Annotated in this window: 16 protein-coding genes; 4 read left to right on the top strand and 12 right to left on the bottom strand. The window is 42.2% G+C overall.

The features are described from left to right. Positions 1–187 (bottom strand): helix-turn-helix domain-containing protein (locus N518_RS0107575; RefSeq protein WP_026444109.1); only part of this gene is annotated, 187 nt, incomplete at its 3' end. Positions 188–1,127: 940 nt separating this feature from the next. On the opposite strand from N518_RS0107575, the gene mutS reads away from it, so the two are divergent. The 4 genes from mutS (at position 1,128) to N518_RS0107595 (ending at position 6,428) form a co-directional block, all read left to right on the top strand. Beyond that, positions 1,128–3,779 carry a DNA mismatch repair protein MutS gene (gene mutS, locus N518_RS0107580; RefSeq protein ID WP_017401174.1) on the top strand — a complete coding sequence of 884 codons (2,652 nt, stop codon included), beginning with the start codon at positions 1,128–1,130 and terminating at the stop codon, positions 3,777–3,779. Positions 3,780–4,442: 663 nt separating this feature from the next. Next, positions 4,443–4,766: a ferredoxin FdxA gene (gene fdxA, locus N518_RS0107585; protein WP_005019709.1), complete on the top strand. Its 324-nt coding sequence runs from the start codon at positions 4,443–4,445 to the stop codon at positions 4,764–4,766. 130 nt (positions 4,767–4,896) lie between these two features. After that, positions 4,897–5,613, top strand: a complete 717-nt coding sequence (locus N518_RS0107590) for a D-Ala-D-Ala carboxypeptidase family metallohydrolase (protein WP_005026581.1) — start codon at positions 4,897–4,899, stop codon at positions 5,611–5,613. A 146-nt stretch (positions 5,614–5,759) separates the two neighbouring features. Continuing rightward, the gene (locus tag N518_RS0107595; RefSeq protein WP_005026590.1) at positions 5,760–6,428 is read left to right on the top strand and encodes an O-methyltransferase; all 669 of its coding nucleotides are present in this window, start codon (positions 5,760–5,762) and stop codon (positions 6,426–6,428) included. 186 nt (positions 6,429–6,614) lie between these two features. Here the strand turns inward: N518_RS0107595 and N518_RS0107600 are convergent, their stop codons facing one another. From N518_RS0107600 to N518_RS0107650, 11 genes are all read right to left on the bottom strand, one after another. After that, positions 6,615–7,457, bottom strand: coding sequence for a universal stress protein (locus N518_RS0107600; RefSeq protein WP_005019705.1), 843 nt, complete (start codon positions 7,455–7,457; stop codon positions 6,615–6,617). A gap of 152 nt (positions 7,458–7,609) precedes the next feature. Beyond that, positions 7,610–8,227 (bottom strand): acyltransferase, encoded by a 618-nt coding sequence (locus N518_RS0107605; RefSeq protein ID WP_005026591.1) that lies wholly within the window; start codon positions 8,225–8,227, stop codon positions 7,610–7,612. Then, positions 8,220–8,816 carry an IMPACT family protein gene (locus N518_RS0107610; protein WP_005026592.1) on the bottom strand — a complete coding sequence of 199 codons (597 nt, stop codon included), beginning with the start codon at positions 8,814–8,816 and terminating at the stop codon, positions 8,220–8,222. Before N518_RS0107610 ends, N518_RS0107605 begins: the two co-directional genes overlap by 8 nt. A gap of 94 nt (positions 8,817–8,910) precedes the next feature. After that, positions 8,911–10,101: an HlyD family type I secretion periplasmic adaptor subunit gene (locus N518_RS0107615; RefSeq protein ID WP_005026600.1), complete on the bottom strand. Its 1,191-nt coding sequence runs from the start codon at positions 10,099–10,101 to the stop codon at positions 8,911–8,913. Beyond that, the gene (locus N518_RS0107620; protein ID WP_010700220.1) at positions 10,098–12,242 is read right to left on the bottom strand and encodes a type I secretion system permease/ATPase; all 2,145 of its coding nucleotides are present in this window, start codon (positions 12,240–12,242) and stop codon (positions 10,098–10,100) included. Before N518_RS0107620 ends, N518_RS0107615 begins: the two co-directional genes overlap by 4 nt. Further along, a complete protein-coding gene (locus N518_RS0107625) occupies positions 12,239–13,747 on the bottom strand; it encodes a TolC family protein (protein WP_017401171.1) in 1,509 nt (502 codons plus the stop codon). Before N518_RS0107625 ends, N518_RS0107620 begins: the two co-directional genes overlap by 4 nt. 217 nt (positions 13,748–13,964) lie before the next feature. Next, the gene (gene lptB / locus N518_RS0107630) at positions 13,965–14,711 is read right to left on the bottom strand and encodes an LPS export ABC transporter ATP-binding protein (RefSeq protein WP_005019697.1); all 747 of its coding nucleotides are present in this window, start codon (positions 14,709–14,711) and stop codon (positions 13,965–13,967) included. Next, entirely contained in the window at positions 14,711–15,277 is a 567-nt protein-coding gene (gene lptA / locus N518_RS0107635; RefSeq protein WP_017401170.1) for a lipopolysaccharide transport periplasmic protein LptA, read from the bottom strand. The genes lptB and lptA overlap by 1 nt, the downstream gene beginning before the upstream one ends. Beyond that, a complete protein-coding gene (gene lptC, locus N518_RS0107640) occupies positions 15,261–15,809 on the bottom strand; it encodes an LPS export ABC transporter periplasmic protein LptC (protein WP_005026609.1) in 549 nt (182 codons plus the stop codon). Before lptC ends, lptA begins: the two co-directional genes overlap by 17 nt. Positions 15,810–15,848: 39 nt before the next feature. Continuing rightward, positions 15,849–16,388 (bottom strand): KdsC family phosphatase, encoded by a 540-nt coding sequence (locus tag N518_RS0107645; protein ID WP_005019694.1) that lies wholly within the window; start codon positions 16,386–16,388, stop codon positions 15,849–15,851. A gap of 4 nt (positions 16,389–16,392) precedes the next feature. Continuing rightward, the gene (locus N518_RS0107650) at positions 16,393–17,370 is read right to left on the bottom strand and encodes a KpsF/GutQ family sugar-phosphate isomerase (protein ID WP_005019693.1); all 978 of its coding nucleotides are present in this window, start codon (positions 17,368–17,370) and stop codon (positions 16,393–16,395) included. Positions 17,371–17,380: the final 10 nt, after the last annotated feature.

The raw sequence follows: 17,380 nt of genomic DNA on the forward strand, positions 1-17,380 counted from the left end.
TTGGTACTCGACGGGACTTATTGATTAATGCATCAATGTCACCAGACTGTACTAACTCATGATAGCGATAGAAAGTATCTCTAGAGACACCCATCACTTTGCATGCTCTAGAAACATTTTGAAGCTCTTCAGCTAAATTGAGTAAGCCGACTTTGTGTTTGATGATTTGATTGTTAGTATGCAACATAAGAAAGTTACCTTTGTTTAATTAAGATTTCGACACCTTTATCAAAACGGGTAACTTTCTCTTTTTCAAGAAGAATGTACGATCAAGTCTGAACTAATACATTTTATACTAAACAATAGATAAAGCAGTATCACGTCAATCAAGTTAATTTAGCGCTCAGGTTGTTTCCTGTTGTTTTTATTTATACTCCAATCAATACTTATATTGCGCAGTGTTTATTCTCTCTTCATTTTATCAAAAGATTTTTCAGCTTATCCAGATCAAATTCTTTAGTTGAATTAAGATATAACGTTCCTTTTGCTTCCTATCATCTTTTCAGAACTTGTAATCTTTTTTATTGCCTTAACTTTCCTGTTCTTTTATCAAAAATAACCTAGTCTTCAATTATTTTTATTAAATAAAACTTAATTACATCATTTAAGACAAATATTTTACTATTAGCTTTTAACATTTATTTTTACTCATCAATCATTTAATTTAGGAACAGTAAGCGCCTTGGAAATATAATCCCTTTACTCACTATACGCCTATGCGCACTTTGACTAGAGATATATTTACAAAGTTATATAAATTATTATTTTTATAGCATTAAATCAAAATTTTAACTCTCATCTTTCCTTAAATAACTCTTCACCCATCTTCACCAAGACTTTTTATTAGTATCACTCAATTTCATGTTATTTATGATACAAACTGACAGAGCATACTTTTTGTTGTTAATTTACGCACTCATATGAGCAATCCTTTTTGTGAATCTATATGGATTTGTTAATATGACACCCGTAGAGTGCCTTCGTACTCTCACATACTGTTGACTCAATTTTAATATAGAAGAAGATATACTTTTCTCTTCGTTCAGGTCAGGTACGCATCGAATTGGTTAGACAGCCAAAATTCCTAGAAAACTAAATTTATTTTATAAATTTAAGGATTTACATACATGAATAGCACAGAAATAATGGCTGACCTCTCCACCCATACACCTATGATGCAGCAGTACTTAAAAGTCAAAATGCAACATAACCATGCCTTGTTATTTTATCGTATGGGTGATTTTTATGAATTATTCTTTGATGATGCTCATAAGGCCACCAAACTTCTTGGAATTACCTTAACCCATCGCGGTAAAGCTAACGGCAACCCTATACCGATGGCGGGCGTACCTTATCATTCTGCAGAGGGCTATCTGGCGCGTCTGGTTAAAGCTGGCGAAACAGTCGCCATCTGTGAACAGGTGGGTGAAGTTACAGGCAAGGGTCCTGTAGAGCGTAAGGTTGTACGTATTTTAACACCAGGTACACTAACTGATGATGCTCTGTTAAGTTCTTATCAAAGCTCTAATCTGGTCGCCTTATATTTTCAGCAGAACCAAGTGGGTATCGCCTTACTGGATTTAAGCGCGGGTATCTTTAAAGTTCAACAGCAGGAATACAGAGCAGAACAATTGGCAATTGAACTTTCCCGTTTAATGCCAAGCGAAATTCTGGTCGATGAAGATCTCGTCGATGCCAATATTATTGAGCAAATCAAGAAACAGATTGATTGTCCAGTCACTAAACGTCCAAATGTTGATTTTAATTTAAATAATGCGCAAAAAACGTTATGCGACCAGTTTGCTGTGTCCACTTTGTCCGGTTTTGGTATTGATCATCTACCTCTAGCGAAGGCCGCCGCCGCCGCCCTCATTCACTATGCGAAAGAGACACAAAAAACGGCTCTGCCGCATATTCGGTCTATCCGTCTGGAACAGAGCAGTGATTTTATTGCGCTTGACCCGGTTACACGGCGCAATCTGGAAATTATTGATCCGTTGTTTGAGCATGGTACGTCATTATTTCATCTCATTAATGAGTGTCAGACTGCAATGGGCTCACGGTTACTCAGCCGCACCTTAATGCAGCCCATACGTGATACAGTCATTTTAGAAGCCCGGCTTGATGCCATTGAGCAACTGGTTAAGGGCTATCATGAAGCTCCTGTAAGGTTGGTTTTAAAAGAAATCAGTGATATCGAACGGGTATTAAGCCGTATTGCCTTAGGCACTGCACGTCCCCGTGATCTGGTACAGTTGCGTCAGGCATGTAGCCAAATCCCTTTTTTACGTCATGCATTACAGCCAGTAATTGATAGTAAAAAATCAAAAATGCTTCATCAGCTTTATCAGGAGCTCGGTGATTTTAAGGTCTTATCTGAACGCCTAAGTTCAGCAATTGTTGAAAATCCGCCAGTATTATTACGTGACGGCAATGTAATAGCCGAAGGGTTTGATCATGAGTTAGATGAGCTACGTAAAATTCGTGACCATGCCGGCCAGTTTCTGATCGACCTGGAAATTCAGGAACGTGAGCAGACAGGTATTTCTACGCTTAAGATTGGTTATAACCGGGTCAGCGGCTATTACATTGAACTTACCCGTGCACAGGCAGAGCAGGCACCCGAGCATTATATTCGTCGTCAGACCCTAAAGAATGCTGAGCGTTACATCACCCCAGAACTTAAAAGCTTTGAAGATAAAGTACTTTCTAGCGAATCGCGTGCTTTGGCACGTGAGAAACTCCTGTTTGAATTAATACTTGAAGAACTGCGTCAGGATATTGCCAGTCTGCAAGTTATGAGCAGTGCTATAGCCCAGATAGACCTGCTGGCCAACTTTGCCTATCAGGCCCGCTTAAAAAGCTGGAACCGCCCGGAGTTTTCACCTGAAGTTGGGATCAAGATTATAGCTGGACGTCATCCAGTCGTAGAAAGTTTAAGTAAAACCCCTTATACCCCAAATGATACTTCTCTGGATTTTAATCATCGCATGGCGATTATTACTGGTCCGAATATGGGAGGTAAATCAACTTTCATGCGCCAAACTGCGCTAATCAGCCTGTTGGCATATTGCGGCAGTTTCGTACCGGCACAGTCTGCACGACTCGGACCAATTGACCGGATTTTTACTCGCATCGGTTCAGCAGATGATTTGTCATCGGGTAAATCCACTTTCATGGTAGAGATGACAGAAACCTCTCAGATTCTGCATCACGCTACCAGTCAGTCTTTAGTGCTTATGGACGAAGTTGGCCGTGGAACCAGCACTTATGATGGACTGTCTTTAGCATGGGCCTGTGTACTGGACTTAACCAAACGTATTAAATGCCTGTGTCTGTTTGCTACCCACTATTTTGAGTTAACCGAGCTTGGCCAGGAAGCTGGTATAGATAACTATCATGTAACAGCCAAAGAAATGAATGGCAATCTGATTCTTCTACACAAGGTACAGCCTGGACCAGCAAGCCAGAGTCACGGTTTACAAGTAGCTAAACTTGCGGGTATCCCCGCCAGTGTAATTAAAGAAGCACAAAAACGCCTCAAAATTCTGGAAAAGCAGCAGCAACAGCATTTACAGACAGTGGTACAAAATGATCTGTTTGATGTAATTCCCCTCGTAGTTTCTCCTGTCACGGAGACGATAACTGAGGTTGAAAAAACTTCTCCTGTACTAGAGTCTTTAGAACAGCTTGATATCGATAGTCTTTCTCCACGGGAAGCTTTGGCTCAGCTCTATAAACTCAAAGATCAGCTTGAGCAGACGATGAGTAAAGGCTAAAAACAGGCCACAAATCTGAATATAAAAATCGCACTATTCAGTGCGATTTTTATATATTGCTGTTTCTACCTGCATTCTGTACAGCTTATCTATTTTCAAGTCTATAATTTATAAAATTAAATTTATCTTTATCTCGTTATAAGATAAATGCAGACATCTTTATGCAGATAAGACCAAGAATCTTGGGTTCTATTTCCAGATTATTTTTTTACACTCCTTGAGTTGACCACTTAAACAGTATAATTGATCAGGAATTTAAACTTCTCTCATAAATCTTAACTTCTATTACAACAATCAATCCTGAGCTTGGAATCAGTAATAGATTTTCAAGCTACAATAAAGTAACTCGGCCAAGAATTAATCTTAAAAAATATTGGTATAAATAAGGCATTATTTTTTATAGATCTTACTGTTCATTTTTAGACGAAATTTACTCCTGTACTCTTTATTGGTAGTTATGCTCTTGTTTTTGAATTGCTATTTTTATGAAATTTTTCAAGAAATATAGAACTGTTTTGCTTAGTACTGTTTAAATATCAATATTCTAATTGTATTTCATGCATATAAATAACAAATATCAATAAAAGGAATTGTTAGTAGAGTAGATTTTTGCCTAAAATAGCGCATTACTCATTAGAACCGTATTTTTAGGTAGCTGTCGCCATGACCTTTGTTGTCACTGAAAACTGTATTAAATGTAAATATCAAGACTGTGTAGAAGTTTGCCCGGTAGACTGCTTCTATGAAGGTCCGAATTTCCTGGTTATTAATCCTGATGAATGTATTGACTGTGCTCTGTGTGAACCAGAATGCCCAGCTAATGCAATTTTCTCTGAGGATGAACTTCCAGAAGGTCAGGAAGTGTTTATCGAACTTAATGCAGACCTTTCACAAAAATGGCCAAACATTACTCAAATTGGTGAACAGCCAGCAGACCGTGAAGAGTGGAATGGCAAACCGGACAAGCTCCAGTATCTTGAGAAATAAAATGAGAAAAGATCAGCATAAGCTGATCTTTTTTTATACTCAAATTAAACATTAGATTGCAATTTTTCCCATTTTTCCCGACATTTTTGAATTAGAATAGATATCCAATTTATAAGTAATTGATTTTTCGATGAAGCATTTATTGAAAGGTATAATGGCAATTGGCATTATGCCTTTGGTGATGAGTGGTTGTGTTACTGCGCCGCAACAAGGCAATATGGCCCATCCACAAGGAAAACGTATTTTTATACCACAGGAACGCGTGATTATTGAACGTCCGATTCCACCTAAAGTTGTTCCTAATTCTTACCAAACCTGGCTTGCTTCAGGCGATAATCTTAGACGTGTGCGCGAGTATGAACAGTTTCTGGAACGCAATAACGTCGGCAATATTATCCCCAGCTTTGAACTCATGCGTACTGCCCGTGACTGGCAAAAATGTGGCCGCTCACAATATGCCATCCCAAATCGTGAATTATGGAATAACCAGCTGGCAACCATACGTATATTTAAATACCTGGTAGCGTCTAAAATTCTGACCGATTTTGAAGTGACTTCAGTCTATCGGGATTTACCTTTAAATCAATGTGCTGGTGGGGCCAATTCTTCACGCCATTTGTTCAATTCAGCTATAGATTTTCGTATAGGGCCAGAGTTTCCTCAACCTGAAGATTATGCTTTCATTGAAAATACCAAATTTAAATTATGCCAATTCTGGTCTCAGCATGGGCAAAGCTTTAATATGGGTCTTGGCCTGTATGCCTCTGGACAAATTCACATTGATACTCATGGTTACCGTACTTGGGGACCAGATCTGACCCGTAACAGTTCAATGTGTCATTTCTAATTGAATTTCTGTCAGATACAGGAGGCTTATGCCTCCTTTTTTACAATCAGAAATTGTAGAAAAAACCAGCGAATCTTTTTAGGGTAAATTGAACTCTGACTAGAAAGGCTTACAATTGCCTCAATGAAAATACAGGTGATCAAATTATGCAGCAGATGTGGACAGAGGTTGACCAATTTATTGATTCACATTTAATTCCCGATGATCGATGTTTAGGACGAACTGTAGATAATACAGCACGTCGAGGTCTGCCTGAACATCTGGCAGTTGCCCCTAATCAGGGAATGCTTCTGCAAATGTTGATCCAGATGAACAATTGCAAGCGAATTCTGGAACTGGGTACTTTTGCTGCTTATAGTACAGTCTGGTTAGCCAGAGCACTGGGTGATGAAGGTTATGTGCTTACTATCGAAGGCCGTGAAGCTCATGCTGCTGTCGCACAGGAAAATATCGAGCATTCCGGACTGGCTGCTCAAATTGATTTAAAAGTTGGACGTGCTGCTGATATTTTAAATGAATTAATTAAACAGAATGCCGAACCTTTTGATTTTATTTTTATCGATGCCGACAAACAGAGTTATTCTGAATACCTGGAATTAAGCTTGAACCTTTCACGTTCAGGAACTTTAATTTTCATGGACAATGTCATACGTGCCGGTGAAATCATCAATCCTGAAAATAAAAAACCAAGTATTGAGGGTATCCGCGATTTGTTTGAGGCCTTAAAAGGTCATCCTCGACTTCTATCTTCTACAGCTCTACAAACAGTCGGAAGTAAAGGTCACGATGGGTTTGCATTAGCTATTGTAAAATAAAAACTCAAAAGCATAAAAAACAATCACTATAAAAATATTTTTAAATTTCATTATTTTACATATACTGTCCATATAGTTATCCACAGTAATTGCGGATAACTATATGGACTTTTTTAATACTATTTAAAACTTTACAACTTATTCTAAATATATTAATGGCTAAATAGATTGGTCTTTAAAGATCAATTATTTTGCTACTAATAGCGGAACTGTCGCGTTACGGAAAATAGTTGTAGCGATACTACCCAAGAAAAATTGCCGAATTTTACTCTGACTAAAGGCTCCCAGAACAATGATCTGAATTCCATGTTCACGCTGATAATCTAAAATATTTTCTGCTACATCTCCATAGCGATATTCTACTACAACATCGAGTCCTGCATTCTTCAAGAACTGAGTAGGCTCATTTAGAACCTCCGGTTGGTCACCTACATAAAGCAAATGGCACTGCAACTGTCTAAGCAGGTCACTCACTGCAATGCGGCGCATCATGGCAAGACAGGTCGGTGAATACTCATAGGCAAAAATAAACCGTGTTGGTGGCTTAAACGTTTCACCTACCGTCATTACCGTACTTTTTACACCACGGATAAAGTTTTCAACGTTACTACCAATTGCTTTGTTACGTTCAGCAGAGCGTTCACCCACACGGCCAATCACAACAATATCTTCTTCATGAAGCAAATTGAAACTCTGCTCCAGAAAATCTCCCTTTTCCTGAATTTTAGTACAGGTAATACCGTATTTTTCTTGAATCAGATTGGAAATATGTTTAAGCAGATTATTACTATAATCCATGGCAAGTTCACTTTGTTTCTGTTCAAGTTCTGCCAGTTCTTTCAAGAGCATGGCATTACTTTCAAAGCCAATTACGCCACTAATTTCTCCCAAATGATAACTGGCAGGGTAATAATCCAGAATCTGTAATAGCACTAGTTCTCGTTGTGTTTTCGATGCTATCCAGGCAGCTGCCTCAGCAATTGCATTGATACATGGAGATGAGTCAATACATGCAATTACACGGTTCATTTTACGCCTCTCTTTAGGTCTTAACGCCCAATATGTTTTAATGTCATAACTTAAGCTATCACAAAGCAAGTACTTTATGCGTTAATTTTTTAAACTGGAAAACCTGCCAGTAAAATAATCATTTATAAATATTCTATATTAGAATGCAGTTTTTATTTCCGATAGCGAATCAGTTTAGCAGGATTTCCTGCCACAATTTCACAGGTAGCCACATCATGTGTCACCATACTATTCATACCGACTACTGCATGTGCTCCTATTTTGATACCATCTTTTACACCAACATGTGCACCTAACCACACATCTTTCCCAATCTCAATTCCCTGAGAACGCACCGGTTGCTGGTAGATCGCCTGTTCAAGTGCCATACCATGATCAAATGCATACAGATGACAATAAGCGGCAATCCTGGCCTGATCATGTAGACGGATTCCAGCACGACCACCATCTAAAATACAATGGTGATTAATCGCGACTTCCTGCCCGATCTCAATTGGACCATGTAAGGTACAGTCTGCTGCAATAAAGCTATGATCGCCAATAATAATCTTGCGTCCCGGTTCGGCAAAAATATGGGCAAGTGGTGAAATAAAGCAGTTTTTACCAATCTCTACTGTTTCCATTTCCATCAGATAAGCCTGATATTCCTGCTGCCATGCTTCGGCCCAGGCCCGATGATGGGGCTTTAACGTATAGTACAGCCAAGGCATATAATTCAAGCGGTGCTTATGCTGATCTCTATATTTTAGTAAAGGATCCTGTTCAGGCATGCTCCTGCTCCTGTAATTTTAGCTGTTCCCGTCCCCGGCTAATATCTTGAAGTTTTAAATTAAAGGAATGAATCTGATGCACTTGCAAAAGTAACTCTACTTCTACTCCTGTAGCTGTATAATTTTCCTGAAACTCAATCTGCTGCTGGTTAAGTTCATATTGCAATATAGCCCATTCATTAAAATGACAGCAGAAGTAAGCCTGTTTTTTCTCAATTACTTCAACCTTTTCTGCCAGCAGCAGGCACTGTCCAGCACATCCACCATAAGCCCGTACCAGCCCTCCTGTGCCCAGCTTGATTCCACCATACCAGCGGTTAACCAAGACAATAACATTGGTAAGTTCATTCCCTTCAATAGTGGCAAAAATAGGACGGCCTGCTGTTCCTGAAGGTTCCCCGTCATCGTTAAAACGGATTTGATGCCCAATTTTCCAAGCCCAGCACTGATGAGTAGTACTATGATCTTTATAAGTTTCAAGAAAATCTTTTACTGCCTGTTCATTATCTACAGGCGCAGCAATTGCAAGGAAACGACTCTTCTTGATTTCTTCTTCAAACTGCACTGGGGAGGAAATTGTAAACGGCATATCACCATCACATGTTGCAACAAATATTAAGTATAACCGGTTTAATTTTAAAAATAAAAAAGCCTCCCTCAGGAGGCTTTTCAAAGTAAGTTTCTTAACGTTCCCGTAGAGCTTCCTTAGCTTTATTAAATGGTTTAAGCAGATAGTCCAATACTGTTTTCTGTCCGGTACGAATATCTACCGTTGCCACCATCCCCGGGGTAATTCCGAAACTCTGCCCGGCCTTATTGATCAGCTTGTCCGTATCGGTACGGATGTAAACCCGGTAGTAGAACTGGTCCTGCTTCACTTCATCACGAATGGTATCCGGTGAAATTACGGTTACCTTCCCCTTGAGTCCACCGTAAATTGAATAGTCATAGGCCGTGATTTTTACCAGCGCATCCTGTCCCGGCCGAATAAAAGCAATATCCCTGGGAGAGATGCGTGCTTCGATCAAGAGCTGTTCATCCAGGGGAACAATCGTCATCAGCTTACCATTTTGCGGCACTACTCCACCGCGGGTCATTACATCAATTTCCTTTACAATTCCACGGACCGGCGCCTTGAAAGTGGTACGCTGCAGAGTATCAGATTTACCTTTGACCACCTGCTGCTGGGTTTCAATATCTGTGTTGGCTTTGGCCAGTTCCTCTCGTGCTTTTACATAGTACTGGTTACGCAAATCATTCATCTGGTTTTGCAGATCATTCGCTTCACGCTTTAAACGCAGGACTTCAACTTCGCTGGCTGCCCCTTTAGCAACTAGCGGCTCGGTCATAACCAGTTCCTGCCTGACCAGCTCCAGTGCCTGTTTAAGTCCCGACATGGACTGTTCCAGATTGCTGCGCCTTGAATAATAGAGCGCAGTTTCTTCCTGAACCAGTGCCGGTACTTTACGTACACTTTCTGGAAATGATAATGGCGTACCATTTACCTCAGAGCGTAAGCGTGCCGCAGTTGCCTGTGCCGAAACCAGCAGCGACTCGGACTCTCCTACATTGGAAGCAAAGCGGGTTGGGTCAAGCTGGGCCAGTACCTGTCCCTGCTCGACAATATCACCTTCCTTAACGTTGAGACGGGTCAATATGCCACCTTCCAAGGACTGAATTACCTGTTCTTTCGATGACGCAATCACCTTTCCGGTTCCGGTTGAGACCTCCTCAAGTTTAAACAACCAGGCCCAGACCAGCAGTACCAGCAGACATAAGCCGACAATCCAGATTACCAGACTTGATTTGGGTAAGGGAGGCTCCCGGTAAGAGACTGTCATAGAACGTTGCAGTTCAGGTTTGTGATCACTCATGCCTGGCCTCCTTGAAGGGTCTTATGGGGCTGTACTGCTACAGTTTGCTGCAGGATCTGGTCTCTCGGCCCGTCCATCATGATCCGGCCCTCATTTATAATAATAATCCGGTCTACCAGTTCCAGCACTGCACGCCGGTGGGTTGCCACGATCAGGGTACGGTGTGACAGCCAGCCCTTAAGGTGGTCAATCAGCTGTTTTTCTGAAACGTCATCAATAGAAGCAGTAGGTTCATCCAGCAATAAAATATTAGGCTGGCGAATCAGTAACCGGGCTAATAATAATGCCTGACGCTGCCCACCCGAAAACCCGATTCCCCCTTCCAGAATAATATGGTCCAAGCCTTCTTTTTTCTCTTTAATAAAATGCAATGCACCGGTAATTGCCAGTGCCTTTAACACATCCTCATCGCTGGCCAGAGGCGCACCTAAAGTCAGGTTTTCGCGGATGGTACCATAAAACAGGTGAGCATTCTGGTTAAGCAAAGCTACATCGCGGCGTACATCTGACGGGTCAATCAGGTTCAGGTCTAATCCATCCAGGTCAATGTTCCCTTGCAGGGGAACCTGCATTCCGGCCAGCAACTGTAGCAAAGTCGTTTTACCGGCACCATTGCGGCCAAGTATGGCAATCTTTTCACCTTCACGGATACTGAGCTTTGGAATCATCAGGCTGGGTTTCGGGTCATCTTCACCATATTTAAAGACTATGCCGTTGAGTTCATAATTGCCATATAGTACAGGCCGGTGAATCAGACTGGCCCGCTCAGGCTGATCTACCGGTTTTTTCATTAGCTCATCCAGACTCTGTTTAGCTACTTTAGCCTGCTGCAAACGTCCCAGCACACCTGTAATCTGTGAAATTGGCGCCAGCATACGTGAAGACAGGATTGAGCAGGCTACCAGTGCACCAGTAGTCATGTCACCTTCCATTACAGCAAAAGCACCGACCAGCACTACAATGGCATAAGTCAGTCCCTGGATTTTCTGAGTCCAGGCTGTCATTACGCCGACAATCTTGCGCTGTTTCATACTGACATCGGCAGAGACTTCATTCATATGGTTCCACTGGTTCTGAAAGCGGGATTCTGCCCGTAGCAGCTTGATATCTTCAATTCCCTGTACGGCTTCAACCAGTATGGCATTTCGGATAGAGGATTCACGCATGCCTTCCTGCGCAAGCTTGGCCAGCGGCTTCTGGGCCAGAATACCGGGAATAATCATCAGCGGTACCACTAGCAGCATCACCCAGAACAGGTTGCCACCGATGATCCAGAAGATAACCAGAAACAGAAAGAAAAAAGGTAAATCGGCAATGGCACTGATTGTGGTTGAGGTGACCAGTTCCCTTACACCTTCGAGTTCACGTATCTGGGAGATAAAAGTTCCGGTTGATTTTGAACGTTCGCTGTTTTTAATCCGTAATGCATGACCAAATACCCGATCTGAAACTTTAAGGTCAGCACGTTTGCCAATAATATCGGACAGGTAAACCCGGGCTACCCGCATGATAAATTCAAAGATCGCAGCAATCAGTACCCCTCCAGCCAGAACCCATAAAGTTGGAATGGATTGGGAAGGTACGACCCGGTCATAAACCTGCATGGAAAAGATAATAGTCGCCAGTGCCAGAATATTTGCCATGAGAGAGGCAAACATAATGTCGATATAACGTTTCCAGTCCTTGAGGACAATGCTCCAGAACCAGTTAGCTTCATAAGGCTTGATATATTCATCAATCCGCGCATCAGGTACCGAACTCTCAGGCCGGAGGATGTAAACAGTTTTAATGACTGGCTGTAGCTCATCTACTTTAAAACTTTGCGCCAGGCCCTGATCGCCACTCAGCTGTATACTGACATTACCGGCGGTGTCGGCCTTGTCAATCACTCCCACCTGTCCATTTCGGAATTCAACCAGAACCGGCAAACGCCAGGGATTCAGTATATCGGGCGTAAATTTACTCTTACGTAAGCTTAAACCTACCTGACGGGTCATCAATAACAGAACCTCATCCAGAGTCTGGATCTGGTTCCAGTCCAGCTGCAAACGAATGCGCTCTTCAGAGGTTTCAATACGGTAATGTCGGGCAACCGTCATTACGCCCTGTAGCCAAGGCTGGTAATTTATTTTTGTACTCATGGCTGAATTTCAAATCCCTGAATCGAAATATTATTTAAGTCATAGACATCACGTGAACGTCCTGTTGCCGCGATATTCTGAACAATACTGTCATAAATGTCATAACGGGCGATTTCAATCTCTGAAGCCGAGGAATGGATGGATTGTTCGGCATTGAGCAAATCCACTACCGTCCGCGTTCCAAGTTTATACTGTTCCTGATAGAGCTCTTTTGTCCGCACAGTGGTAGCCTGTCTTGCAACGAGTACCTGCATCTGTCTCTGCTTATTTTCAACCTGTTCACGGGTGGTCCGTACCTGATCCAGCACATCAAGATAAACTGCATTAACTCTGGCCCGGGCTGCCTGTTCCGCATAACCCGCTGCACGTGTCTGCGAAGTTACTGCCCCGCCCTGATAAAAGTTGCTGGTAGCCTCTAGCATGACAGAGCTGTAGAGCCCATCATCTTCATTATTATTGGGATTCTGGCCATTAACTGCCTGGCTCAGTGAACCTCTAACATTTAAGGTTGGATAACGGCTTAACCGGGTTTGTTCTCTTTGCGATTTTGCAATTTCGACCTGTGCCTGAGCAACCATCATCTGCGGGATCGTAGTAAATTGTGGCTCTTCATATAACGCTGATCGGGCTACCAGTGTTTCTGGTATGATCCAGCCAGTGTGGCTGACTTCAAAGCCCAGCAAGGTACGCAGCCGTTGCTGATACTGCCGCAGAAAAGACTGCTGCGCAATTAGATTTGCCTGGGCGGATTCAAGATAAGACTGGGCCTGTACCGGATCAGCCTGACTGCTGATACCTGCTTTAGCGCGCAGGTTAGCAATCTCCAGAATATATTGAATACCGCTGATCTGCTGCTGGGCAATCCGGCTAAGCTCCTGATACCGCTTAATGTTAATCACGGCATTAGCAACTTCAAGTGCAATCTCATCAATACTGACCAGCACATTGGCCTGTTCAGCCTGTAATCGGGCTTGTTCAGTATTCACACCGGAGCGGACCTTACCAAAATCATAGAGCATCTGAATGGCATTCAGGCTCAGCAACTGTCTGCCCCGCTCTCCTGTGGTCATATCACCCGTACTTAAACCACCTGAAAGCTGTGGATAATAGCCAGCCCTGGCCACATCAATATTGGCATTTTGTGCAGCAACAGACGAAATACTCTGAGTAATTTGCGGATTACGCTGCACAGCCAGTCGCACCGCTTCAATCAGTGAAAGCTCTGTGGAGACTTGAGTCGAAACAGACGCCGGACTAGCTGAACCCACTACAGGCAACTCCTGAATAGCAGACCGATCCAGCTGAAAATTGCTAAGTTCTGCAATATTTACCTGTCGATATGATTCATTCTGCTGAGGTGAGAACAACTGGACAAGATTGTTTTTTAAAGTATGGTAACTTTCACCAGGAGTGGCGGCATTTAAGGTAGTTAAAGGTGCTAGGGTTAAATATAGAACCGCAGGTATTAATCCATTAACTTTTTTATTAATTACTTTATTCTTCATAAAAGGGTTACAGTGTTGAACGCTTTGCTATAGGTATAATTTGGAACTTTTACATTTTACATATTTTTAATAACTGAACCGTAATTTTTGTTAAATAGTTTTACTGGTTTTTAAAATTGTAATTAAGGAAAAAGCTCACAAGATTTATTTTAAATCTCAGTAAAATAAAAGAGCTTATGAGCAGTTTAGAAGTAGGATCAAAAAAAAGACTGTCTAATTAAACTGTGAAATCCTCACCTAAATAGACCTGCCGCACTGTTTCATTTTCCAAGATTTCTTGTGGTGTACCCTCTGCAATCACTGCACCTTCACTGACAATATAAGCTTTTTCACAAATAGCCAGTGTTTCACGAACATTATGATCAGTGATGAGTACACCGATGCCACGTTCTTTCAGATTACGAATAATATCTTTAATATCGCCTACTGAAATCGGATCAACGCCTGCAAAGGGTTCATCCAGCAGCATAAATTTCGGATCAGCAGCCAGAGCACGTGCGATCTCGGCCCGACGGCGTTCACCGCCAGAAACACTCATACCTAATGAATCTTTAATATGAGTAATTTTGAAGTCATTCAGTAGTTCATTCAAACGTTGCTGACGTTGCTGTTTATTCAGGTCTCTACGGGTTTCCAGAATCGCCATGATATTTTCAGCAATTGTCAGCTTGCGAAAAATTGATGCTTCCTGAGGTAAATAGCCAATTCCCTTACGCGCACGCTCATGCATGGCCAGATCTGAAAGATCCAGATGATCCAGATGGATTTCACCTTTATCCATACGGACCAAGCCGACCACCATATAAAAACTGGTCGTTTTACCGGCTCCATTTGGACCCAGGAGACCAACAATTTGACCGCTCTGCATGGAAAAAGACACATCTTTCACAACCCAGCGTTTGTTGTAGTTTTTTGCCAGATGCTTAATAGTAAGAGTTTGTGGCTGGCTTAGTGATTGCTCCATTAATCACGTGCTCCCGGGAAATTTTTTGAAGCTGATGGTGGAATAATAATCTGTACCCGGCCTGTCGATGAACCTGTACTGTTTGATGAGCCAACAGCCTCAATATCGCCTTTATTCATGCTATAGCGCAGGGTATTTCCTCGAATACTTGCTCCATTCTGATAGAGATAAGCTCCACCAGAAAGCGTAATAATACCAGTTTCAGCATTGTAAACTATCTTTTGGGCTTCGCCACGAGCCAGACCTTTATTGGTATCGAGCTGCTGCTGGAACTTGGCAGGTTTGCCTGTAGCAGTAATCGTACTGATCTGGCGCCTTTTATTAAGCTGAGCCACAATTGAGTTGGCTTGAAGCTTCATAGTACCCTGTTCGATAATGACATTACCGGTATAAGTGGTTATACCAGTTTTTTCATTATAGGTTGCGCGGTCAGCAACCAGTGATATCGGCTGATTACGGTCAGAAGGTAGAGCCAAAGCAGCTACAGAAGTTACTCCGAGCAATGCAGTAAGTACAGCCTGTCTCAGGAAAGTTGAAGTTCGGTTATAATTAAGTGTTTGGGACATACTTTCCTCGAATATTAAAGAATTCGTATTGACCTTTATTTAAATCGGCTTTTAAACCTTGACTTACAAATTCTGCCTGAGGTGACTGCACAATAACCTGATGGTCAGTTTCCAGCTGCTTTAGCTTGGGATAACCTGTCAATTTATCGGTACGAAACTCCATAGGCCCCTGTGCGCCTAAACGGGTAGCCACTACATCCTGCGATAAGACAATTTTTTCATTGTCATTAAAGCTATTGGCCTGACGTGCAAAGAAAGTGGCATTAACTGTCCCGTCCTCATACATAGAAGCATCCAGATTATCAAGCCTGGACGTTTTTTGTTGCATATCCTGTTCCAGACGGTCAACCTTGGCTTTTACATACAGATTACCTTGCTCATCTGTTTGAGTAAGATGAATGCCTTTTGCGGAATAAGTCATGTTACGCCCTGAATTCACCTCAAGCCGTTTGCCCTTTCCACTGAAATAATAATAACCACCGCTTAGGGCTGCTATTAAAATCGCAACAACGTATAAAACTCGGGTATCCATAAGCGTGGTTCTAAGTTCTTTAAATCAGGACATCTGTTATTAATGTGGTACAGCAAGATATTTTTCAAGAAGTTCTTGGTAAACACCTTTTGCATTTAATAATATATCGCATACTTCCCGTACTGCACCGCGACCGCCCATTGACTGGGTGACCAGATCTGCACGGCGGCGTACTTCCACATGACCATTAGGTACAGTAACTTTCATACCAGCAATCGCAAAAGCAGAGAGATCAGGCCAGTCATCTCCCATATACAGGCAGTCCTCTGGTAAAAGGCCAAGCTGCGCACAGGCTTCACGTAATGCTACCCCTTTGTCTTCACGGCCCTGATAAACCAGATCAACACCCAGACTGGACATACGGGTATGTACGATATTACTGCTGCGACCGGTAATGATGATGACTTTCATACCCGCCTGCTGCACCAGCTTCATTCCCAGACCATCACGAATATCAAAAGACTTGATTTCATCGCCACTATTGGTGAGAGTAACAAAACCATCACTTAAAATTCCATCAACATCCAGAACCAGGGCCTGCATATGTCGAGCCTGTTCAAGTAAAACATATGATGCCATAGTTTTAATTCACTCCAGCCTGAATCAGATCATGCATACTGATAACACCAATAACTTTATTTGACTGGTCTACGACCACAAACTGATTGATCTTTTTATCACGTAATAATTCAAGTGCCTCAACAGCACGCGCTTCCTGAGAAATGGTATACGGATCTTTGATCATTACTTCCGATACCGGCAGGTTTACATCAAAACCCTGCTGACGATCAATCAGACGACGCAGATCACCATCGGTAAAAATACCCAATAAAGTATTTTGTGTATCTACAACAGTGGTTAAACCCAAGCGTTTATTGGAAATTTCATAGAGAACTTGATTCATCGGTGTATCGGGACTGACTTTTGGCAGCTCATCATCTTTATGCATCAAATGTTTTACATGCAAAAGTAAACGTTTGCCTAATGCCCCAGCCGGATGAGAACGGGCAAAATCATCTGCCGTAAAGCCACGTGCTTCTAGCAGCGCGACCGCAAGTGCATCACCTAGGGCCAATGTAGCAGTAGTGCTTGAGGTTGGCGCCAGACCCAGCGGACAGGCCTCTGTTAACTCGCCAAGCGTTAATGCAACATCAGCATTCTGTGGCATTGGGCCACTTTCAGTACCACTGATAGTAATTAAAGGCACTTCCAGATGTTTGATCAAAGGCATGAGCATCATGATTTCATCGCTTTTGCCAGAATTAGAGATTGCAATCAGTACATCTCCACGGACCAGCATGCCCAGATCACCATGCCCTGCTTCACCCGGGTGCATAAAGAATGAAGGCGTTCCGGTTGAAGCAAAAGTTGCGGCCATTTTACGGCCGATATGTCCTGACTTGCCCATACCTGTAACCACAACACGGCCTTTACACTGCAAGATGATTTCACAGGCGCGTTCAAAGCGTGTATCAATCTGTGCAGCCAGAATCTCTAAAGCCTGCTGTTCTATCTGTAATGTTTCTCGAGCAACTTTTTGAAAATCAATCTGCTGCGTCATATTGGATGAA

The organism is Acinetobacter sp. UNC436CL71CviS28 (genome assembly GCF_000620525.1).
Classification (GTDB): Bacteria; Pseudomonadota; Gammaproteobacteria; order Pseudomonadales; family Moraxellaceae; genus Acinetobacter; species Acinetobacter radioresistens.